The organism is Erythrobacter sp. HA7-11, assembly GCF_055693605.1.
In genome coordinates this window covers 1351442-1372708 of the sequence record NZ_JBVFUF010000002.1, presented here as the reverse complement: position 1 = coordinate 1372708, position 21267 = coordinate 1351442, and the positions used below count along the sequence as shown (strand labels likewise).

Sequence of the window (21267 nt, the reverse complement as noted above, 5' to 3'; positions counted from 1 at the left end):
GCGCTAGACTCACTCGCCAAAACCCTTAGGTTCGACGGGCAAAGCGCTGTTCTGACAGTAGGACGCGCAGAACAGGTAATAGGTCGGGGAAATTTGATGCAGATAGTGCGCACAATGCTTTGGATCGCGGTGCTGCTCGCGCTCGTCGCTTTCACCTTTGGGAATTTTGACCGGGCGAGCGAAGTGCGCATCTGGCCTGGCCTGGTTTGGGAAACCCGCGTTCCCGCGATTGTTATAGTTTCGTTCCTGATCGGGCTGGTCCCGACCTGGCTCTATCACCGCGGCGTGAAATGGAGCCTCAATCGCCGGATTCGCAGCTTGGAAAGCGCCGTGAAGTCGAATGCGCTCGCCCGCCGTCATGAGCCAACTGCCGGTGCCGCAGAAGCACAGCCAACTGCACAACCAGACCCGGCACCTGACCCGCAGCCCTCGGAGACACCCGAAGCGCTTTCACCCGCGCCGCCCGTGCAGCCGCCAAAAACGGACAGCTAATGCGATGAGCAATCCCGTTTTTCTCGCACTTGACGTGCCGCAGATCGAGCCAGCCAAGGTTCTGATTGAAAAGGTGCAGGCGCATATTGGTGGAGTGAAGCTCGGCCTTGAATTCTTCTGCGCGCATGGCGGCCACGGCGTTCATGAAATCGCGCATCTGGGCCTGCCCATTTTCCTCGATCTGAAGTTTCACGACATTCCCAACACCGTCGCGAGCGCAATGCAGGCGATCCATGTCTACGAACCTGCAATCGTCACCGTTCACGCAAGCGGCGGGCGCGCAATGATGGAAGACGCCAAGGCAGCAGCTGCAGAGGGTTGCAAAGTGGTCGCGGTCACCACGCTCACCAGCATGGACTCAAACGACCTTACAGCTACCGGCGTATATGGAAGCGCGGAAACTCAGGTGATGCGCCTTGCCGAGCTGGCGCACACCGCTGGACTGGACGGGATCGTCTGCTCCGGTCAGGAAGTGGGCAAAGTCCACAAGCAGTGGAAGGACGGATTCTTCGTCGTTCCCGGTCTGCGTCCTAATGGAGCCGGGACCGGCGATCAAAAGCGCGTTGTGACACCTCGCGCTGCCCGCGATGGCGGTGCAAGCGTGCTCGTAATCGGTCGCCCGATCAGCCGCGCCGATGATCCCTTGGCCGCAGCCCGAGCCATAGAAGCAACGCTCTAAGACGCTTCTACATGTCCGTTCAGATCAAGATTTGTGGGCTAACGACCCCGGAAGCTATCCAGGCCGCGGTTGAGGCGGGGGCGACGCATGTCGGCCTCGTTCATTTCGAGCCGAGCCCTCGTCACCTGGAAATTGGCTACGCGGTGCGCTTGCGGCAGCTGGTGCCAAGCTCCGTCAAAGCGGTGTTGTTGCTCGTCAACGCGGATGTCGAAACAACGGGCCGAGCAATTGCAGAAATCAAGCCAGACGTGGTGCAATTCCACGGCGGAGAGACGCCTGAATGGGTCGGCCTGGTGCGTGAGAAGCTTGGTATAGAGGTGTGGAAAGCGCTGGGCCTAAAGGACGCGGGCACGTTGGAACGCTCGCAGAAGTTCGTCGGGCACATTGACCGGTTCCTGTTCGACGCGCCTGCAAAGGCTTTGCCCGGGGGCAATGGCGAAACTTTCCGGTGGGAATTGCTGCAAGGCCACAAGCATCAAGTTCCATGGGGGCTCGCCGGTGGTCTCACGCCGGCCAATGTCGCCGAGGCCGTCCGCGCCACCGGAACTGAACTGGTCGACACGTCTTCTGGCGTAGAGACCGAACCGGGCGTGAAGGACGTGGACAAGATCGCGGCCTTCTGTAAGGCGGCTCGCGAAGCCTGAGAAAACGATGACTGAAAACACCCCCAATTCCTTCCGCAATCAACCCGACGACCGCGGGCATTTTGGCGAGTTCGGAGGACGCTATGTCGCCGAAACGCTGATGCCGCTGATCCTCGATCTTGAGAAGGAGTATCGCAAGGCGCAGAATGACCCGGCATTCGCGGCCGAATTCGACGACTTGATGAAGCATTATGTCGGGCGCCCTTCCCCGCTCTACTTTGCAGAGCGGCTGACGGAAGAACTCGGCGGCGCACAAGTGTGGTTCAAGCGCGACGAGCTCAACCATACCGGCGCGCACAAGATCAACAATTGCATCGGCCAGATCCTGCTCGCCAAGCGCATGGGCAAGACGCGCATCATCGCCGAAACCGGCGCTGGCCAGCACGGCGTTGCCACCGCAACCGTCTGCGCGCGCTTCGGCCTTCCTTGCGTGATCTATATGGGCGCGGAGGACGTAGAGCGGCAATCACCCAATGTGTTCCGCATGAAATTGCTCGGCGCAGAAGTCGTGCCCGTCACCAGCGGCGGCGCGACGCTCAAAGACGCGATGAACGAGGGGCTGCGCGATTGGGTCGCTAACGTTCATGACACTTTCTACATCATCGGCACGGCTGCTGGCCCGCACCCCTACCCCGAAATGGTGCGCAACTTTCAAAGCGTGATCGGCACAGAAGCGCGTGAACAAATGCTGGAGCGCGTTGGACGGCTACCCGATCTGTTGATCGCCTGCATCGGCGGCGGCTCTAACGCGCTGGGCCTGTTCCACCCCTTCCTCGATGACGCTGATGTAAAGATGCTAGGCGTTGAAGCGGCGGGTCACGGTCTGGATGGCGATGAACATGCGGCGAGCCTGCTCGGTGGTGCGCCCGGTGTGCTCCACGGCAACAAGACCTACCTCTTGCAGGACGAAGACGGCCAGATCACCGAAGGGCACTCGATTAGTGCCGGCCTAGATTATCCCGGTATCGGGCCGGAGCATGCATGGCTGAAGGAAAGCGGTCGGGTCGAGTACACTGCGGTCACCGATGACGAAGCTCTGGAAGGTTTTCAGCTGCTGTGCCGCACCGAGGGGATCATCCCCGCGCTCGAGCCCTCCCACGCCCTCGCCGCTGTCGCCAAGCGCGCCAAGGAAATGCGCGATGAGGAGATCATCCTGATGAACCTGTGCGGGAGAGGCGACAAGGACATCTTCACCGTGGCTGAAAAGCTCGGAGTGGAGATGTGAGCGGGCAAAACCCGTCAGATGCGGCAGATTGCAATTCCACAGCTTTTGTCGATTTCATGCAGCGCTATTGGCACCAGATGGCAGACCAGCTTTACCCAAGTCTTGGCGCCGCACTTGAAGAATATAGAATCGAGAATGGGGAGAAATCATTCAATCGCCTTTCTCGGGAAATTGGAGAAATGATGGCGGACGGTACCGTTTTCCAAAGAAAGCCGAGATCCGCTCGGCATACTCAAACCCATTCTGGAAGGCATTCGATAGGATTATCACTATCGAACAGCTGAATGAATCCTTTGCGCAAGCTTCCGATCTGCGGGGCTCAATTGACTAGCCGCCTATCCAACGCCTTCGCTAAGCCCCATCCCGCCTTTGTCGCCTTCATCACGGCTGGCGATGGCGACACGGCGGCCAATCTCGACGCTCTGGTTGCGGGCGGTGCGGATGTGATCGAGCTTGGAATGCCCTTCACCGATCCGATGGCCGATGGCCCCGCGATCCAGAGCGCAAACCTGCGCTCGCTTGGCGCGGGCACGACCACCGCCGATGTGCTCCAGATCGCTTACGAGTTCCGCGAGCGCCATCCCGACATCCCTCTGGTGCTGATGGGCTATGCCAATCCGATGATCCGGCGCGGGCCGGAGTGGTTTGCCAAGTCAGCTAAAGGCGCTGGCGTCGATGGTGTCATCTGCGTCGATATCCCGCCAGAAGAAGACGACGCGCTTGGCCCGGCCCTGCGCGAAAAGGGCATTGCGCCAATCCGTCTCGCCACGCCAACAACAGACGCAGCGCGACTGCCGCAAGTGCTCGAAGGCTCGGACGGCTTTGTTTATTACGTGTCGGTCGCAGGGATCACGGGCAAACAACAGGCAGCGCAGGCCAGTATTGAACAGGCTGTCGCAGCGCTTAAATCCGCCACCGATCTACCCATTGCGGTCGGCTTTGGCGTGCGCACCGCCGAGCAAGCCAGCGCTATTGCCAAAGTCGCGGACGGCGTTGTCGTCGGATCCGCTTTCGTCGAAATCGTCGGCGAATTTGGCAAAGACGCCCCGGCCAAGCTAAAAGACTACACATCCGAGCTGGCGGGCGCGGTCCATTCCGCACGATAGGCTCCACACGGGATACACACATGAACTGGTTTACACGGGTTAGAAACTCGCTTGGCTTCAGCGATAAACGCAGCTCTGAAAAGGATCTGTGGGTCAAATGCCGAAATTGTCAGGAGATGCTGTTCGCGCAGGAATTTGAAGACAATCTTTTTGTCTGCACGCGCTGCGAATATCATGGCCGGATCAGTGCGGATCAGCGGCTTTCCATGCTGTTGGATGAGGGCTTTGAATTGCTACCACAGCCGCAGGTCAAGGAAGACCCGCTCAAATTCAAGGACAGCAAGAAATACACCGACCGTTTGAAGGCTGCACGGGCCAGCAACCCGCATGAGGACGCGTTTTCGGTGGGTTCGGGCACGATAGACGGCCATCCGGCGGTTGTCGGCGTTCAGGATTTCAGCTTTATGGGCGGATCGATGGGCATGGCCGTGGGCATGGCGTTCTGCGCCGGGGCGGAGCGCGCTCTGACCCGCAAGTGCCCCTATATCGTCGTGACCGCAGCGGGCGGCGCTCGGATGCAGGAAGGGATCTTGAGCCTGATGCAGATGCCGCGCGCGACCGTGATGACGCGGCGGCTGAAAGAAGCTGGCCTGCCCTATATCGTCGTGCTGACCGATCCGACCACGGGCGGGGTCACTGCCAGCTATGCCATGCTCGGCGATATCCACATCGCGGAACCTGGCGCGCTTATCGGTTTTGCCGGACAGCGCGTGATTCAGGATACGATCCGCGAACAGCTACCCGAAGGGTTCCAGCGCGCGGAATATCTGCACAAGCACGGCATGGTCGACATGGTGGTGAAGCGGCACGATCTGAAGGCGACAATCGCCAACGTGATCGACTATCTGCTGCCGCAACAGGCCGCCTAAAACCCATGGTTGATTTCGGTCGTTCAGACGACCCCCGCGTGCAGGCTCAGCTCGACCGGCTGAGCACGCTAAGCGTTCCGCAAGGGCGTATCGGACTGGAAACAATCACTGCGATGATGGAGCGGCTCGACAATCCGCATCGTAGGCTGCCGCCGGTGTTTCATGTCGCCGGGACGAACGGAAAGGGGTCAACCTGCGCGTTTTTGAGGGCGATGCTGGAGGCGCAGGGTCATAGGGTCCACGTCACCACAAGCCCGCATCTCGTGCGATACAATGAGCGCATTCGCCTCGCGGGCAAGCTTATCGAGGATGGGCCGCTGGCCGAGCTGCTCAGCGAGGTTCTCGACGCGTGCGAGGAGCTTGGACCGAGTTTTTCGAAGTGACGATTGCGGCGGCGTTTCTCGCATTTTCGCGCGTGCCCGCCGATGCCTGTGTGGTCGAGGTTGGCCTCGGTGGGCGTTTTGACGCAACCAATGTGCTGGAACCGGAAGTGCTTGCAGCTTGTGGGATCGCGGCGCTGGGGCTGGACCACGAGAAGTTCCTGCTCGCGCCGGAGGATGGTGTGCCGAAAGAGCCGATGGCGCGCATTGCGTTTGAGAAAGCCGGAATCGCGAAAGAGGGCGTGCCGCTGGTGACTTTGGGGGAAGAAGAGTATCCTGCTGCGTCACTCGTTGCGCTTGAAGAAGTTGCAAAGCGCATCGGCGCTCGACTGCTCGTCAAATCCGAGCACTGGGGAGCAACTCTCTCCTCTGCCTTCACCTATCGGGGTGAACCGCTTGAAAGGCTGCGATTACCATTTCCAAATCTTGAAGGTCACCACCAAGCTGAAAATGCAGGTTTAGCAATCGCAATGCTAAGGCATCAGAACAAAGTTACGGTCGAACGTGAGGCAATCAAAGCAGGTTTGATGTCAACCAAGTGGCCAGCGCGTATGCAATTGTTGCAGAACGGTCCGCTTACCATTTTGAATTCCGCGCCCGGCATCTGGCTCGACGGTGGCCATAATTTGAGTGCGGGAGAGCAGATTGCAAGATTCTTCGAAACCGATCTCCACCTCATCATCGGCATGCTAGAGAACAAGAACCCCTCAGCAATCACCGAACCGCTGGGCGACCGCATTTGCACGCTGCAAGTCGTCCCCGTGCCCGACCATGACAGCCATGCGGCGAGCGCCTTTGGACCCGATGCAGTGGCGCGCGCCGATCTTGAAGAGGCGATGCTCAATGTTCCCGATGACGGGTATCCCGTCCTGATCGCAGGTTCGCTCTACCTCGCGGGCGAAGCGCTCAGGCTCAATGACGAGGTGCCAGACTAGGCGCTAGGCATCATCTGGCGCGGGTTCCGTGCCCGCTGTCCCCATCGCGTCATCGACCAACCCTGTGCGCATCATCCACGCAAACAAAACGATGCCAGGCACGGCCAGCACAGTGGTCAACAGGTAGAAATTGACATATCCAATCCCCTCGATCAGCGCGCCCGCTGTCGTGCCAGTCAAAAGCCGCCCGACAATGCTCGCCGCCGCGCTGATCATGGCATAGTGCATCGCGGTGAAACGCAGGTCGCACAGCGCGGAGAAGTAGGCGACGACCACCACGCCGCCATATCCGCTGGCGAAATTTTCAAAGCCGATTGCTGACGCGAGACCGAGATTGCTCGCGCCCGCAACCGCAAGGCCAGCAAAGCTCAGGTTGGACACCGCCATCAATATGAGCGCGATCAGGACCGAGCGCTTGAGACCAAGCCGCGCATAGATGATCCCGCCGATGAATATCCCGATCAGATAGGCCCAAAAACCAACGCCCACGTCGTAAACCGCGATCTCATCGTTGCTGAATCCCAGATCATCGAACAACAGGCGGAATGTCAGGTTGGCAAGCGTGTCGCCAATCTTGTGGACGAGAATAAAGGCGAGGACGAGCCACGCTCCGTGCCGCTGGAAGAACTCGGCGAACGGCCCAGCGATAGAATGCCACACTTCGCTCACACCTTTGCGCGCAATCGTAACCTGACGGCGCGCGGGCTCGCCCATGATGAGCGCGGTGATCATCGCTGGCAATGCAAGCGCAGCGCAGCCGAGATAGGCCGCTTCCCAGCCATATCGAGCCGCGACGACCAGCGCGATAGCCCCTGCCCCGGCTGAACCCACGCGCCAGCCATATTGGTTCATACCCGAGCCAGTGCCAAGCTGATCGGGGCGTAAAATCTCGATCCGGTAGGCGTCGATCACGATATCAAAGGTTGCGCCCGCAACGCCGACCAGCACCGCTGCGATGATGGTTGCGGAGAGGCTGCTCGACGGATCGACCAGCGCGAGATTCACGACCGCTGCAATCACGAAGAAACCGGCAAGGATCATCCAGGACACTCGCTGGCCGAGCCGACCTAGAACAGGGATGCGTACACCATCGACGACCCACGCCCAGAACACCTTGAAATTGTAGACAAGGAACGCGAGCGTGAACGCTGTAACGGTCGCCTTGTCGATCCCGTCCTGCGCGAGCCGCGTGGTCAGTGTCGCGCCGATCATGGCATAGGGAAAGCCGGAGGATACCCCAACGAAGAACGCCGCAAGCGGCTCTTTCTCGAAATAGGGTTTGAGCGCGCTCCACAGATCCCGCCGGACGGGGTCGGCTGAAGCGGTCAAGCTCTGCTACTCCGCTGGCTGCGCCGCCGGATCGGGCGTGACCACGCCGGAATCCTTGCCCGCCCGCGCCTGACGCCACCATTCGAACGCAACGAGCACAACTGCGGCTAGTCCAATGAATGTCGTCAGCACGAAGACGTCGAAATAGCCCTGGTTCTCAATCATCTCGCCCAACGCGCCACGTCCCAACGTGCCGACCAACAGGGTGAGCGAGGAAAGCAGCGCGTATTGCACCGCGCTGAACTTCTTCGAGACGATCGAGGACAGCCAGGCGATATACGCCGCGCCAGCAATCCCGATGGCGAGGTTTTCGAAAAAGATTGTGATGGTGAGCTTGGCAAGCGCCGCGCTGCCGATGACGGGGACCTGGCTTATGAGCCACGTGAAACCGACCAGATCGCTGACCGCTTGCATGTTGGCGCCGCCGATCGCGAGGTCCGCATAGAGCAGGTTCGTGAGCGCCGCTAGCAGCCCGCCGATAAAGAGCGTCGCCATCCGGCCAATGACGGTCAACATCAGCCCGCCGAGCGCCAGCCCCAAGATGATGGCACCAATGCCGAAGAACTTAGACGCAAACGCAACCTCATCGTTGGTGTAGTTCAATTCACCGAGATAAAACGGATAGGCGAAAGTCCCCCAGATCGCGTCGCAAATCCGATAGGTCAGTACGACAGCGAGGATCAGGACGAGGCTCCATCCCATTCGTGCCGACAAACTCCACCAGCGGCAACACCAGCGCGCGGTAGAGGTGGTCCATCGCGTATGCTCCGCCGGTCGCTGCGGGCGCGTCTGCCTGTAGGAGCATTTTACCATCGCGTTTTTGCGCCGCGAGCCATCCGGCGATCAGCGCCGGAAGCACAATGGTCGCGACAATGATCCACGGTCCAAAATTCTTGGTGAACTCGGTCGGGTTCGGGCGATCCTCCGGCGCGTAAGTCATCGACATGATCATGAAGGCGAGCACCACGCCGATGGCGAGCGCCCACAGAAGTCCAACTGCGCCCAGCGCCTTGGCACGAACCGAGGGCGCAAGTTCGCCCGCCTTGCGCAAGGCGAGCACCTGCTCATCCGCTGGCGCTTCACCGATCACCGCATCGCCTTCTGCATTGGGTGCAAACAGCCCTATGAAGCCTGCAAGCAGCAGGAAGCCGCCCATCATCATATAGGTTTCTGGCCAGCCGATCCGCGCAGCGATGATCAGGCCAAGCGCCCCGCCCACCAGCGAGCTAAAGCGATAACCCATCTGATAGATCGTCGAGAGGATATCGAGCGTCGCCTTCTCGTCTGCGACGTCGATACGCCAGGCATTGATCGCGATATCCTGCGTCGCGCTGGCAAACGCCCCAATCCCGGCGAGTAGACTGAACCAGCCGAGCTGCGTCTTTGGCTCCAGCAGGCTCAGCGTCACAAGGATCACGCCGAGCGCCAATTGCATCGGTACGATCCACTGCTTGCGCTTGCCGAGCCTGCGCAGCCCTGGAATGTCGACTTTGTCGATCAGCGGCGACCACAGAAACTGGAACGCATAGGCGAGACCGATGAGTGAGAAGATACCCATCGTCTCAAGATCAACCTCGGCCTCGGTCAGCCAGGCAAAAAGCGTGCCCAGAAACAGTGCAAATGGCAGGCCGCTGGCAAAGCCAAAAACGAGCATAAAGAAAGTCTTGCGATTGGATAGCGCCACGCCCAGTGCGCGCCACGCGCTCGGTTTCTTGGCCTCGGCCTGTTCAGCCATGTCGCTCGCGTCCTTTTACTCGCATCAAACTTCTGCAACACTAGCTGCGGATGAGAGGAATAGGAACGCTTCGATGAACGCGCCAACAACGCCATCAACACCTTTGCCGCAAAATGGCGCAGGAACGCTGCGGCCAACGCCGGGACAATTGGCTTTGGCAGAGCAAATCAAGAATGGCGTAACGCGCGAAGCCGACACAATCACCACCGTTCCCGCATCTCTCTATACGGATCCAGAGCATTTCCAGCGCGAGAAAGCGGCTCTGTTCGACCGGATGCCTCAGGTGCTTTTGCCATCTGCTGTGCTGCCGGACCCCGGCATGGCCGTGCCGCACGATGGGACGGGTCGCCCGTTGCTCATCACGCGCGACAAGCAGGGTGAGGCGCACGTCTTCCTCAACGTCTGTCGGCACAGGGGAACACGTCTGGTCGAAGGCGAAGAAGTGCAATGCGCCAGCCGTTTGGTTTGTCCCTACCATGCATGGACATACCAGCTTGATGGGAGTCTGCTTGCTCTCCCCCGTCCAGAGACCTTCCCCGGTCTCGACAAATCCGAACACAGCCTGATCGAGCTGCCCTCGTGCGAAGCGGGAGGCCTGATTTGGTTTGCGCCCGTGGACGGTGCGGATTTCAGCGATGCCAAAGCCTTGGGAGAAGATTTCGCCGCGTTCGGTATGGATCGCTCCTTCCTGTTTCGGCGCAAGACCCACTCGGTCGCAGGCAATTGGAAGCTCATCATGGATGCCTTCCTCGAAAGTTATCACGTCACCCGGCTTCACGCGAACACGATTGGCCCCTTCTTCAAAGATGGCGTTACGGCTGGCGATACAATTGGTCCGCATCAACGCTCAGCCGTGGGGCGGCTGGAAGAGATGGAAGCAGTGGACTTTAGTGACATGTCGGCTCTGCGCCGCGTGGTGACCTTCGCCTATCAATTGCTACCCGCAACGGTGATCATCCCAAGTCCCGATTACCTCAACGTGATGACCCTGATGCCGCAGGCGCATAATCATACGTTGGTCGATGATTTCATGCTGATCCCCGAGGAGCCGACGAGCGACAAGGCCCGCGATCATTGGGAGCGGAGCTGGGCGCTGCTCGATGGCGGCGTCTTCGCGAGCGAAGATTTCCGCGCGGCAGAACTGGGTCAGCAAGGCCTTGAGACCGGAGCTATCGAACATCTTACGCTTGGAACCTTGGAGGGCGGAATCAGCCGCTTTGATGAGACCGTTCAAGAAATCTTGCGAACGGTACGACGCCTGACGCGCCAATGCTCGAATTGATTGCGCGTATTACGCCAAGCGCCTAGGCGGCTCTCGCAATGACCAAATCCGAAAAATCTGCTGATCGGCCCGAAGGGGATCGGATCGCCAAACTGCTCGCCCGCGCGGGAGTTGCCAGCCGCCGTGAAGTCGAGCGGATGATCGCCGATGGGCGGATCACGCTCGACGGAAAAACGATTGAGACGCCTGCCACTTTCCTTACCTCGCTCAAAGGTATCAGTGTTGACGGAAAACCGGTAGCAAAGCCCGAGCCGACCCAGCTTTTTGCCTTTCACAAGCCCACTGGCCTGATTACCGCCGAACGTGATGCGAGCGTACCGCGCAACGATCTATCAAGCGCTCACCAATGCCCTTCCCAAAGACACACCGCGCGTAATGCCGATTGGGCGTCTGGATTTAAACACCGAAGGACTGCTGCTCCTCACCAATGATGGCGGGCTTAAACGGCAGATGGAGCTGCCTGCCTCCGGTGTCCCGCGCACCTATCGCGCGCGCGCTTTTGGTGAAGTCAGCCAGGACCAGCTCGAAGAGTTGATCAATGGCGTGACCATTGACGGCATCCGCTATGGCTCCATTGATGCGAACCTGGAGCGCGGCAAGGGTCGCAATCAGTGGATCGAGATGACCATAACTGAGGGCAAGAACCGCGAAGTGCGCCGCGTGCTTGAACATCTTGGGCTCAAGGTGAACCGATTGATCCGCACCGCCTATGGCCCCTTCCTTCTCGGCGACTTGCCGCGCGGGCAGGCTCAGCGCATTCGCAAGGGCGATCTCGACCGCTTTGTCAGCAGTCTGAAAAGAGTCGCAAAGAAATGAGAGTGATCGCAGGCGAATGGCGCGGCAGAAAGCTGATCGCGCCCAGGGGCGATGCGACACGTCCTACTGGAGATCGCACGCGCGAGACGCTGTTCTCAATGCTTGCCAGCAGGCTTGGCAGTTTTGAAGATCTGCGCGTTGCCGATCTGTTTGCGGGTTCTGGCGCCCTTGGCATCGAAGCTCTGTCACGCGGTGCCGCGCATTGTTATTTCGTTGAACAGGATAGAGCGGCGCTCGACGCCATTCGGGCGAATTTATCGTCACTCGACGCGACTAGGAAAGCAACGGTGCGGGCTGGCTCCGTCATGGCGCTAGGCCCTGCCACTGAGCCGTATGACTTGATCCTGCTTGATCCGCCTTACGAAACGGGAGCAGGCATGGTCGCGCTTGATCGTCTGCAGCGCCATGGCTGGATCGGACCAGCGACCTGGATGGCGATGGAAACTGCGCGCGGTGAGGACGCAGACGTGAAAGGTTTGGACGTCGAGACCGAACGCAGAGTGGGAAAAGGCAAGCTTACTCTGCTGCGATTACCTCAAGCATAGCGTTTCGCCATGCGGTGCTGATCTGGAAACTCGGACAGTTAGAAAAAGAGCGGGTCTGCCACACTTGGGGCCGTCTGGCAGACCCGCAAGCTCTTATTGCTCGCCTTCGGGCATGGGTTCGCCCTGGGGCTCGCTCTGCGGCTCGCTCGGTGGCTCAGCCATGGGCTCTTCGACCGGTTGGTCGCTTGGCTCACCAGCTGGAGCATCGGCTCCGGAGGCACGCGCTTCAATGATCTGCCAGGTCGATTCGCGATCTGGTCCGCTCATCGACGTGATCAGGATGCGATCCTCATCGGATAGCCTCCAGAACAGACCTTGGCGGTCTGGCGAAAGCGTCCAATAGTAACCGCGAGTTTCCATCGGCCATGTATCATAGGCAGCCTGCTGATCGGGCGGCCAACTGTCATAGGCAGCCGTTTGATCGGGGGTCAGCTCGGAAGAGGTGCTCGGCGCGGTTTCTTCCGCACCATCCTGAGCAAGAGCTGCCGAACCAATCGGAATAGCAAGCGCCATTGCCCCGACGCCAACAAGAAGTGAAAGTGATTTACGCATGGGATTCTCCAATAGTTTTCCCAAGCGTTACGAACGCGACCCGCCTGCCCTTAGCGAGATCCCCTCTGGGCAGACGCCTATGTATATGGAGGCACAATCGAGATTTGCGAAGCTTTAGCAATCGCTTGCGGCGCATTGCCAGCACGGTTAAGCGCCACGCGTGGTTAAAGCGCGATGGAGCGAAACTTGCCGCGCTGGCACACAGAAAAGGGCGGCGAGCTTTGTAGCCTCACCGCCCTCATCAGCGCTGTAGTTTAGAAGTTACCCGCGATTCTCTGGAAAATACTCAAGCGGACGATCGCCCCAATTGAGGCCCGCCGCGCGCGGGTTGATGCAGCTGTCTTGCGTTTCACTCATGCAGACAGCGACCTCCTTGCCGTCGATACGCACTTTGGTTGCTTTGCCCTGCCTGTTGCGTTCAATCACCTCTGGCGATTGCGCCTTGTATGCAGCTTTGTTCTTGTCGCCGTGATCATCTGCAATCGCAGGACCAGAAAGACCGAGAGCAGCAGTAGCGGCGAGCGAAATGGCAGCAAGTTTCATCATGTTTACAATCCTTTAGACTTGATTTGAGTTACATTGACCCAATGCAGAAACCCGTACCGCCGGTTCCGAAAATCTCTGTGTCGCCGATAAGACGTGCTCCATGCACGACCAGTCGAAAACTGTGTCAGAGCGCTTGCCGAGCGCTTTTGCGTTCCCTACTTGTTCACCTACCTGAACATGAGCGACTCCCTTCCCCTTCCCGCCAATGCAACGCCGCCTGACGGCGCGCCTGTGCCGCCCTATGCTGCGATGCTGAACGCGCCCCAGCGCGAAGCTGTGCTGACCACCGAAGGTCCGGTGCTGATGCTGGCGGGCGCGGGTACAGGCAAAACGGCGGCACTGACCGCACGGCTCGCGCATCTGGTCGCCACCCGCCGCGCTTGGCCCAGCCAGATCCTGTGCGTCACCTTCACGAACAAGGCTGCACGCGAGATGCGCGAACGTGTTGCCAAGCATTTGGGTGAGAGTGTCGAGGGCATGCCTTGGCTCGGCACATTCCACTCAATCTGCGCCAAGATGCTGCGCCGGCATGCAGAGCTGGTCGGTCTGCAGCAGAACTACACCATTATCGACACTGACGATCAGCTGCGCCTGCTCAAGCAGCTCATCACCGAGAATGATCTCGACGAGAAACGCTGGCCCGCGCGTCAACTCGCCGCGCTGATCGATCGGTGGAAGAACCGCGGACTTAATCCCGGCGATCTCGATGCGGTGGAGAACGAAAGCTACGCCAATGGCCGCGGGGCCGCCATGTATCAGCTCTATCAGGACCGGATGAAGGCGTTGAACGCCTGCGATTTCGGCGACCTGATGCTTCACGTGCTCAACATCTTCCGCAAGCATAATGACGTGCTGGCGGATTATCAGCAGCGGTTTAAGTATGTACTCGTTGATGAGTATCAGGACACCAATGCCGTCCAGTATCTGTGGCTGAGGCTGCTCGCGCAGAGCCATAAGAATATCTGCGTGGTCGGCGATGATGATCAATCGATCTATTCCTGGCGCGGGGCAGAAGTCGCCAATATCCTGCGTTTTGAGAAGGACTTCCCCGGCGCGCATGTCGTGCGGCTGGAACAGAATTATCGCTCCACCCCGCATATTCTGGGCGCAGCTTCGGGATTGATCCGCGCGAACAGCGAGCGCCACGAAAAGACCCTCTGGACTGAGGTGAATGCCGGCGACAAAGTCCGCGTGGTCGGCGTATGGGACGGCCCGGAAGAAGCGCGCCGTGTCGGCGAAGATATCGAGCGGCTCGAAGGCGAAGGTGCGCCGCTTGATCAGGTCGCGATCCTCGTGCGTGCACAATATCAAACGCGTGAGTTTGAAGACCGCTTCATCCAGATCGGCATCAATTACCGCATCGTCGGCGGCTTTCGCTTTTACGAGCGCGCGGAGATTCGTGATGCCCTCGCTTATCTGCGCGTCATTGCGCAACCGCAGGATGATCTCGCCTTCGAGCGTATCTACAACCAACCCAAGCGCGGACTTGGCGCGAAGACGCTGGAAAAGATGCACCAACACGCGCGCAAGGTCGGACTTCCACTTGCTGCCGCCTCGCTACAACTGGCCGATAGCGATGAGCTGCCCGCTCGCGCCGCCAACACAATCGGCGCACTGATGCGGCAATTCCTCGTCTGGCGCGAAACGGCCGAGGAAGTCACGCCAGCTGACCTTTTGCGCATGGTGCTCGAGGAAAGCGGCTATAACGACATGCTGCAAAAGGATCGTAGCCCGGAAAGCGCAGGGCGACAGGAGAACCTCTCCGAGCTAGCGCGCGCGATGGAAGAATACGAAACTCTCGGCGACTTCCTCGAGCATGTCAGCCTGGTGATGGATAATGATCGCGGCGATGAAGAGGAAACCGTCACGATCATGACGATCCACGGGGCAAAGGGCCTCGAATTCGACCATGTTTACTGTGTCGGGTGGGAAGAAGGCGTGTTCCCGTCGCAGCGGGCGATTGACGAAGGCGGCCTCGCCAGCCTCGAAGAAGAACGCCGCCTTGCCTATGTCGCGATCACCCGCGCGCGGCGCAAATGCACGATCTACCACGCCGCCAACCGCCGCATTTATGGCCAATGGACGAGCTCGATCCCCTCGCGATTTATCGAAGAACTTCCTGAGGAACATATCACGCAAGAGACCACGATGAGTGGCGGTGCGAGCCTGTGGCAGGCCAATTGGAGCGAGCAGGAAGATCCCTTCGCCCATCTCGCGAAAGCGCAGCCTGATCGGGCGCAATCGCGGGGACCAGGTTGGCAACGCGCCCTCACTTCTGGCTATGATACAAAGCCAAACCGGGTCCGTGAGAATTCGCGCTCGGTACCGCCAGCTTTGCTGCAAAACCGCGCAGCGATGTGACGATCGGCTCAATGGTCAGCCACGAGAAATTCGGCACAGGCTGCGTGACCGATCAGGAAGGCAACAAACTGGAAATCGAGTTCGAAGAATTCGGCACAAAGCGCGTGCTTGACAGCTTTGTAAAATTGGTTGGGTGATACTGGCCAAAGGTTTGCACCTTCACAAGCTGTTCACTTTCAAGCAAATAAATGCCGACTTCTGAGACATTTGAGGGGGAATTTCATGAAACACACAGTGACGCTCGCGGCTATTCTTGCGGCTATATCGACGCCAGCATTCTCGCAAGACGCCCCGTCTCCACCGGGCTTCGTTCCCGAACACTGGGTCACGGTTAATGACACCGAAGGAAACCCAGTCCTCGTCCACAAATTCAGCGGCGCGCTTTGCCCTCGAACCTTAACTGACCTTACGATAACCGGGTTGGTCTCCTACAATGAAGAGGGAAACAACGTCAGCTGCGGCTATGTGAGCAGCGATGGATCGAAAAAGATAACCGCCTATTTCTACAAATTCGAAGGCCTAACGGGCCCTCAGGCGTTCTCGGGCGCAGTCCAGGCAATAAACCAAATGGCTGAAACCACCGCCCTAACGATAGCGCACGAACAAACTGAATCCCAACGCTGTCAAAGGGTGATGGCGCAAGGGTTGTCCAACACGCTTCCGACACCAGAGGGACCAAACTCCTACCCATTTGGGTTCACACTTTTTGATGTTGATGGCCCTGAGACAGGCAAAGGGTCCGAGGTAGATGACGTCACCGCGCTCACCGTATTTGAGTATGACGGTTGGATCGTAAAAGTCAGATACACCGGGAGTGCGGACGCCGGGGGCAACGGCTACTATCAAGCGTGTGCAGCCTCGGCCTACGCTATGGTACAGTCAGCTGAGGCAATGAAGCAGAATGCGGGCATGCGCGGTGAATGAACGCTGCCCATTACGGCCCAGCTAAATGTTTAGGCGCTTAGTCTAAGCCTACATCCAAGAAACCGGGTTTCGGGCCGTTCCATTCGCCCGCTGCCACCGGCTCGTCGTCCTCGTCCTTGCGGCGTGATTTGCGCTTTGGCTTATCGTCAGGCTTGTCTTTGCCAGATGGTTTCTTCGCGCGCTTCGGCTTTTCATCCTTGCGCTTTTCATCGCGCTCTTCGCGCTCATCACGGTCGCTTTTCTTGCTTCGTGAGCGGGACTTCTTTTCGCTCGGCTTTTCGTCCCGCGCGTCGTCATCAGAAGGATCAACGAGTTCAACCTGCACGTCATCCTTGCCGAAGACTTTGATCTTATGTCCGGTCAGCTTCTCGACATTGGCGATCGCTTCAGCATCTTCCTTCGATACCAAAGTAAAGGCACGGCCCTTGGCCCCTGCCCTGCCCGTGCGTCCGATACGGTGGACGTAGTCATCCGGGTGCCACGGCGTGTCGAAGTTGAACACATGGCTGACACCCTTGATGTCGAGACCGCGCGCCGCAACGTCGGACGCGACAAGGATATTCACGTCGCCCGATTTGAACCGATCAAGCTCTTTGAGGCGTGAATTCTGATCCATATCGCCGTGGATTTCTCCGCTCGCGAATCCGTGCCGTTGCAGGCTCTTGTTGAGTTCACGCACGGTCGTCTTGCGGTTGGCAAAGATGATCGCGGTTTCAACCTTGTCGTTCGACAGCAACCAACGCAGCGTCTCACGCTTCTTGCGGTTGTCGACCGGGATCTTGAAGGCGGTGATGTCCTTGTTGGTAGAGGCCGCACGCGTCGTCTCAATCCGTTTGGGATTGTTGAGAAATGTTTTCGCCAGCTTCTCGATCGGGGGCGGCATAGTAGCCGAAAACAGCATCGTTTGACGCGTCTCTGGCAGCTTGGAGCAGATAAATTCAATGTCGGGGATGAAGCCCATGTCGAGCATCCGGTCCGCTTCGTCGATCACCAGCAATTCACAGCCATTGAGCAGGATTTTGCCGCGCTCGAACAGGTCCATCAGGCGGCCCGGTGTCGCGATCAACACATCGACACCCTCATTCAGCGCCTTGATCTGATCACCCATCTGCACGCCGCCAATCAGCAGCGCCATCTTGAGATCGTGGTTCTTGCCGTACTTCTCGAAGTTCTCGGCAACCTGCGCAGCGAGTTCGCGCGTCGGCTCAAGGATCAGCGAGCGCGGCATCAAAGCGCGGCGGCGACCGCTCGCCATCACGTCGATCATCGGCAAAACAAAGCTGGCAGTTTTGCCCGTGCCCGTCTGCGCGATACCGATAATGTCCTTCATCATCAGGACGGGAGGGATCGCCTCTGCCTGGATCGCGGTCGGCTCGGTGTAACCGGCATCTTCGACGGCTTTGAGCAATTCAGGTGAGAGGCCGAGATCGGCGAAATTCATTATGGTTCAATTTTCCGGATAATGGCGACCTTGAATGCCGCAAATTTAGACTCGTCGCGGAACACCCGCATCGAGTGCGCGTCAGATCGCTGAAATATGGTAAAAAGTCAAGAAAACGGCGAAAATTGGGCAGCCTGTGCGGCTCAGTCAGTTACCGCGACCAATTGCCGCATTCTCGCAACCTCGCACTTGGCACCCGACCTCGACTGAAGTTTATCGCGCGAAACGCACAGCTTTCCGTCCTTGTTTTTCTCGACATAGAAGCCGGAATAGAAGTCACGGGCGGAACATGCTTTCTCGAGGTTCGCAGTAATGATCCGGCGGTCACGCAAGAATAGCAGCAACCGAGTGCCACTACCTGTCTGGACGCCAGCGATGCGCTCGACCGGGATACATTTGTCCATCTTGCGCTCTTCGAACCGTGTCGCAAGCTCGCGCTGCGGTGTTTGGGCCAACAAATTGGCACGCTGGTTTGATCGCTGAGGCGATATGCGCACCACGACCCTTTGCTCGATGCGAACCTGACGCACAACATTGCTGCGATAGAGCGCCTCAAGAGGTGTTGCAGACGCTGGAAGACTTGCTGTCGGATCGCTCACCGGAGTGTTTTTGGCCACCGGTTTGGAATGTTCACCAGCCGATGGTTCGGCAGGAATGCCCTGAAGCTGCGAAGGCGCAACCTGGCCCAAAAGCGGCAGCACCAGTGCAAGCGGGGCCGCAAGTGCGAGCATGCTTTGCATGAACTGGAGGCCTCCTGATAATCTTCGCGCCGCGACGGGCATCATTCAAGCTCAATGCTCTAACACGCAGAATTGAATGCTGGCTTAATTCAAACCCTGATGACACGCAAAGCACTGGCACAATTGCGCCGAGCTGTGGCATAGCCGCCACAATTATGAGATCTGCCCCTCAAAACCTCGACACCTTCGTCGATCAAGCATCAGCCCTGCTCGGTCCCAAGGGCTTCACCCGTGACGCCGACCTGCTTGAGCCCTGGCTCACCGATTGGCGTGGCCGATACACAGGCAAGGCTTTGGCGCTAGCCTCCCCCGCTTCGACCGATGAAGTCGCTGGATTGGTCAAATTGTGCGCCGAGCATGGCATTCCCATCGTGCCGCAAGGGGGCAATAGCGGTATGGTGGGCGGCGCGACACCGGACCAAAGCGGCACATCCATTTTGCTTTCACTGCGCCGCATGAAAACGGTTCGCGAGATGAATGTCGAGGCTGGTCAGATCGTCTGCGAAGCCGGCCTGGTGCTGCAGGAACTCCATGACGTTGCGGATGAGGTTGGCCTGCGCTTTCCTCTAACGCTTGGCGGCAAAGGGTCAGCAACAATCGGCGGACTCATCTCGACCAACGCCGGCGGCACTCAGGTGCTGCGCCACGGCACAATGCGTGCGCAGGTGCTCGGTATCGAGGCGGTGCTCGCCAATGGCGAGGTGTTCGACGGCCTGACGTCGCTCAAAAAAGACAACCGCGGGTTTGATCTGAAACAATTGCTTATCGGGTCAGAAGGCACGCTGGGCATTGTAACCGCCGCCAATCTGCGACTCTTGCCTGGAACACATTCGCGGGTAACCGTCTGGGCCGGTGTCGAAACGGTGATCGGCGCGCGCACTTTGCTGAGATTTTTGCAGAACGAGCTGCCTGACCCGCTCGAGGGCTTCGAGATCATACCGGACCACTGCCTCGCCAACGTGATCGATCATCTGCCCGGTGCGCGTGATCCGTTGGGCGGTGAACACGCATGGAACACGCTGATCGAATTCGTATCAACCAGCACAGATACGGCGAAACTGCGAGGACAAGTCGAAGAGGTACTGGCCCGTGCGATGGAGCGAGATCTGCTCCAAGATGCAGTGATCGCATCTAGCGAGACGCAAGCTGAGCAATTCTGGCTGCTTCGCGACTCGATCTCGGCGGCAGAGCGCGCGCTTGGCCCGGCTGTCCAGCACGATATTTCAGTTCCTGTCGAAAGCATGCCCGAATTCATTCTTGCGGCGATCAAGCAGGTCGAAACTGAAAACCCGGGGACAAGGGCGATCGCCTTCGGCCATCTGGGTGACGGCAATGTTCACTTCCACGTGATAGCACCAGATGGTGCAACGCCAGGCGTGTGGGAAGACAGCGAAGGCAAAACCATCTCCAGTCAAGTCTATGATCTCGTTACCCAATGGGGAGGATCGATCAGCGCTGAACATGGGATTGGACAAATGAAGATCGCTGAACTCGAACGGCTGAGCGATCCTGCCGCGCTGACCATCATGCGAGGCGTCAAACAAGCACTTGATCCTCAAAACCTGCTCAATCCAGGCAAACTTGTGCGCAACTGAGCCCAATTTCGCCGCGATCCGCACTCTAGCTTGCGCCAGCGCGCTTGAACGCCTAAAGCCGCGCGCGTTCGGCCCGCCGTTTCGACGTCCAGGCCGCCCACATTTTCAGACCCGACTATCCGGAGAATTCACATGGCCAGCGCGCCTCAGCCGCAGCTTCCGCTGTTTTACAAAGACCTTCTTCCGCTCAACAGCAAAGAGCACAAGGAATGGAAGGTAAAGCCGTTCGACGATGCCAATTTCCTTGAAACGGCGCACGCCATTCCTCTGACCGTCGACGAATTCGTCGATGCGCAGCGCAATTTCCCGATCGTTTTCACAGCTGGCGAGAACCCGCTGCCGATCGCATTGATGGGCCTCAATGAGGGTGTGAACACGTTCATTGACGAGAACAAGAAAATGGAAGCGGGCGTGTATGTCCCTGCCTATATTCGCCGTTACCCGTTCATGCTCGCCAAACTGCAAGAAGGCTCTGAAGAGCTTTCGCTCTGCTTTGACCCGAGCTCCGGCGTCGTTGGCAAGCACAAAGATGGAAACGAGCTATTCACCGATGGCGGCGAGTCGACGGAATACACAAAAGCGGTGCTCGACTTCTGCAGCAAGTTCGAAGAATCAGGCCAGCGCACCCGTGCTTTCCTTGAAGAGCTCAAGAAGCTCGACATCCTGATGGACGGCGAAATCGCCATCACTCGCCAGGATATGCCGGACAATCCGTTCGTTTATCGCGGTTTCCGCATGGTCGATGAGAAGAAACTTCGTGAGTTGCCACTCGAGACACTCGACGCACTCAACAAGAACGGCATGATCTTGCTGATTCACGCCCATCTGTTTTCGATGAACCTGATGCGCACATTGTTTGAGCGGCAGAATGCGCAAGGCAAGATGCCTGAGCCGACCGCGGCACCCGCGCCTGAAAAGGCGAACTGACGCGCACAATTACAAAAAGTTAATCGGACAATCAGGGCTTGGCCGGGGCTTGAATAGCCTTCAGCCAAGCCCTATTTCTTTGTCACCGGCCAAGTCGCCCCTCATGACTTGGTTGGAACTCGCGCCCTAGGGCGCGATCCTCCC

18 protein-coding genes and 3 pseudogenes are annotated in these 21267 nt (G+C 58.6%); 14 read left to right on the top strand and 7 right to left on the bottom strand.

Annotated elements, in window-relative coordinates; all coding sequences use genetic code 11:
• Positions 1–105 precede the first annotated feature (105 nt).
• The 7 genes and pseudogenes from ACZ1GU_RS07110 to ACZ1GU_RS07080 all read left to right on the top strand — a co-directional run bounded on the left by ACZ1GU_RS07110 (position 106) and on the right by ACZ1GU_RS07080 (position 6330).
• The gene (locus ACZ1GU_RS07110; protein ID WP_472647342.1) at positions 106–492 is read left to right on the top strand and encodes a hypothetical protein; all 387 of its coding nucleotides are present in this window, start codon (positions 106–108) and stop codon (positions 490–492) included.
• Between the two features lie 4 nt (positions 493–496).
• Positions 497–1171: an orotidine-5'-phosphate decarboxylase gene (gene pyrF, locus ACZ1GU_RS07105; RefSeq protein ID WP_472647341.1), complete on the top strand. Its 675-nt coding sequence runs from the start codon at positions 497–499 to the stop codon at positions 1169–1171.
• Positions 1172–1182: 11 nt separating this feature from the next.
• Positions 1183–1815: a phosphoribosylanthranilate isomerase gene (locus tag ACZ1GU_RS07100; protein WP_472647340.1), complete on the top strand. Its 633-nt coding sequence runs from the start codon at positions 1183–1185 to the stop codon at positions 1813–1815.
• Between the two features lie 7 nt (positions 1816–1822).
• On the top strand, positions 1823–3040 hold the full coding sequence (gene trpB / locus ACZ1GU_RS07095; RefSeq protein ID WP_472647339.1) for a tryptophan synthase subunit beta: 1218 nt from the start codon (positions 1823–1825) through the stop codon (positions 3038–3040).
• A 323-nt stretch (positions 3041–3363) separates the two neighbouring features.
• The gene (gene trpA / locus ACZ1GU_RS07090) at positions 3364–4146 is read left to right on the top strand and encodes a tryptophan synthase subunit alpha (RefSeq protein ID WP_472647338.1); all 783 of its coding nucleotides are present in this window, start codon (positions 3364–3366) and stop codon (positions 4144–4146) included.
• Positions 4147–4166: 20 nt separating this feature from the next.
• Positions 4167–5015: an acetyl-CoA carboxylase, carboxyltransferase subunit beta gene (gene accD, locus ACZ1GU_RS07085; protein ID WP_472647337.1), complete on the top strand. Its 849-nt coding sequence runs from the start codon at positions 4167–4169 to the stop codon at positions 5013–5015.
• A 5-nt stretch (positions 5016–5020) separates the two neighbouring features.
• Positions 5021–6330 (top strand): annotated as a pseudogene (locus ACZ1GU_RS07080) (bifunctional folylpolyglutamate synthase/dihydrofolate synthase).
• Positions 6331–6333: 3 nt separating this feature from the next.
• On the opposite strand, the gene ACZ1GU_RS07075 reads toward ACZ1GU_RS07080, so the two are convergent.
• From ACZ1GU_RS07075 to ACZ1GU_RS07065, 3 genes are read right to left on the bottom strand one after another with little or no spacing between them, the layout of a single operon-like run.
• On the bottom strand, positions 6334–7659 hold the full coding sequence (locus ACZ1GU_RS07075; RefSeq protein ID WP_472647336.1) for an AmpG family muropeptide MFS transporter: 1326 nt from the start codon (positions 7657–7659) through the stop codon (positions 6334–6336).
• Between the two features lie 6 nt (positions 7660–7665).
• Positions 7666–8361: an MFS transporter gene (locus ACZ1GU_RS07070; RefSeq protein WP_472647335.1), complete on the bottom strand. Its 696-nt coding sequence runs from the start codon at positions 8359–8361 to the stop codon at positions 7666–7668.
• Positions 8264–9394 (bottom strand): MFS transporter, encoded by a 1131-nt coding sequence (locus tag ACZ1GU_RS07065; protein ID WP_472647334.1) that lies wholly within the window; start codon positions 9392–9394, stop codon positions 8264–8266. Before ACZ1GU_RS07065 ends, ACZ1GU_RS07070 begins: the two co-directional genes overlap by 98 nt.
• A 73-nt stretch (positions 9395–9467) precedes the next feature.
• On the opposite strand from ACZ1GU_RS07065, the gene ACZ1GU_RS07060 reads away from it, so the two are divergent.
• From ACZ1GU_RS07060 to rsmD, 3 genes and pseudogenes are all read left to right on the top strand, one after another.
• Positions 9468–10676: an aromatic ring-hydroxylating oxygenase subunit alpha gene (locus ACZ1GU_RS07060; protein WP_472647333.1), complete on the top strand. Its 1209-nt coding sequence runs from the start codon at positions 9468–9470 to the stop codon at positions 10674–10676.
• Positions 10677–10714: 38 nt separating this feature from the next.
• Positions 10715–11492 (top strand): annotated as a pseudogene (locus ACZ1GU_RS07055) (pseudouridine synthase).
• Complete coding sequence (rsmD, locus tag ACZ1GU_RS07050) at positions 11489–12037, top strand: 16S rRNA (guanine(966)-N(2))-methyltransferase RsmD (RefSeq protein WP_472647332.1); 549 nt, start codon at positions 11489–11491, stop codon at positions 12035–12037. The pseudogene ACZ1GU_RS07055 and the gene rsmD overlap by 4 nt, the downstream one beginning before the upstream one ends.
• A 93-nt stretch (positions 12038–12130) precedes the next feature.
• On the opposite strand, the gene ACZ1GU_RS07045 is transcribed toward rsmD, so the two are convergent.
• Together ACZ1GU_RS07045 and ACZ1GU_RS07040 are read right to left on the bottom strand one after the other, a co-directional pair.
• Positions 12131–12589, bottom strand: a complete 459-nt coding sequence (locus ACZ1GU_RS07045) for a hypothetical protein (protein ID WP_472647331.1) — start codon at positions 12587–12589, stop codon at positions 12131–12133.
• 261 nt (positions 12590–12850) lie between these two features.
• The gene (locus ACZ1GU_RS07040; RefSeq protein ID WP_472647330.1) at positions 12851–13135 is read right to left on the bottom strand and encodes a hypothetical protein; all 285 of its coding nucleotides are present in this window, start codon (positions 13133–13135) and stop codon (positions 12851–12853) included.
• 177 nt (positions 13136–13312) lie between these two features.
• Here ACZ1GU_RS07040 and ACZ1GU_RS07035 point away from each other — a divergent pair.
• A pseudogene (locus ACZ1GU_RS07035) lies at positions 13313–15633 on the top strand (ATP-dependent helicase).
• Positions 15634–15718: 85 nt separating this feature from the next.
• The gene (locus ACZ1GU_RS07030; protein ID WP_472647329.1) at positions 15719–16420 is read left to right on the top strand and encodes a hypothetical protein; all 702 of its coding nucleotides are present in this window, start codon (positions 15719–15721) and stop codon (positions 16418–16420) included.
• Between the two features lie 37 nt (positions 16421–16457).
• Here ACZ1GU_RS07030 and ACZ1GU_RS07025 read toward each other — a convergent pair whose 3' ends face one another.
• Positions 16458–17861 (bottom strand): DEAD/DEAH box helicase, encoded by a 1404-nt coding sequence (locus tag ACZ1GU_RS07025; RefSeq protein WP_472647328.1) that lies wholly within the window; start codon positions 17859–17861, stop codon positions 16458–16460.
• A 143-nt stretch (positions 17862–18004) separates the two neighbouring features.
• On the bottom strand, positions 18005–18601 hold the full coding sequence (locus tag ACZ1GU_RS07020) for a hypothetical protein (protein WP_472647327.1): 597 nt from the start codon (positions 18599–18601) through the stop codon (positions 18005–18007).
• Between the two features lie 155 nt (positions 18602–18756).
• Here ACZ1GU_RS07020 and ACZ1GU_RS07015 point away from each other — a divergent pair, with 155 nt between their 5' ends.
• Both ACZ1GU_RS07015 and ACZ1GU_RS07010 read left to right on the top strand, forming a co-directional pair.
• On the top strand, positions 18757–20196 hold the full coding sequence (locus ACZ1GU_RS07015) for an FAD-binding oxidoreductase (protein ID WP_472647326.1): 1440 nt from the start codon (positions 18757–18759) through the stop codon (positions 20194–20196).
• 132 nt (positions 20197–20328) lie between these two features.
• Positions 20329–21123, top strand: coding sequence for a SapC family protein (locus ACZ1GU_RS07010; RefSeq protein WP_472647325.1), 795 nt, complete (start codon positions 20329–20331; stop codon positions 21121–21123).
• Positions 21124–21267 lie beyond the last annotated feature (144 nt).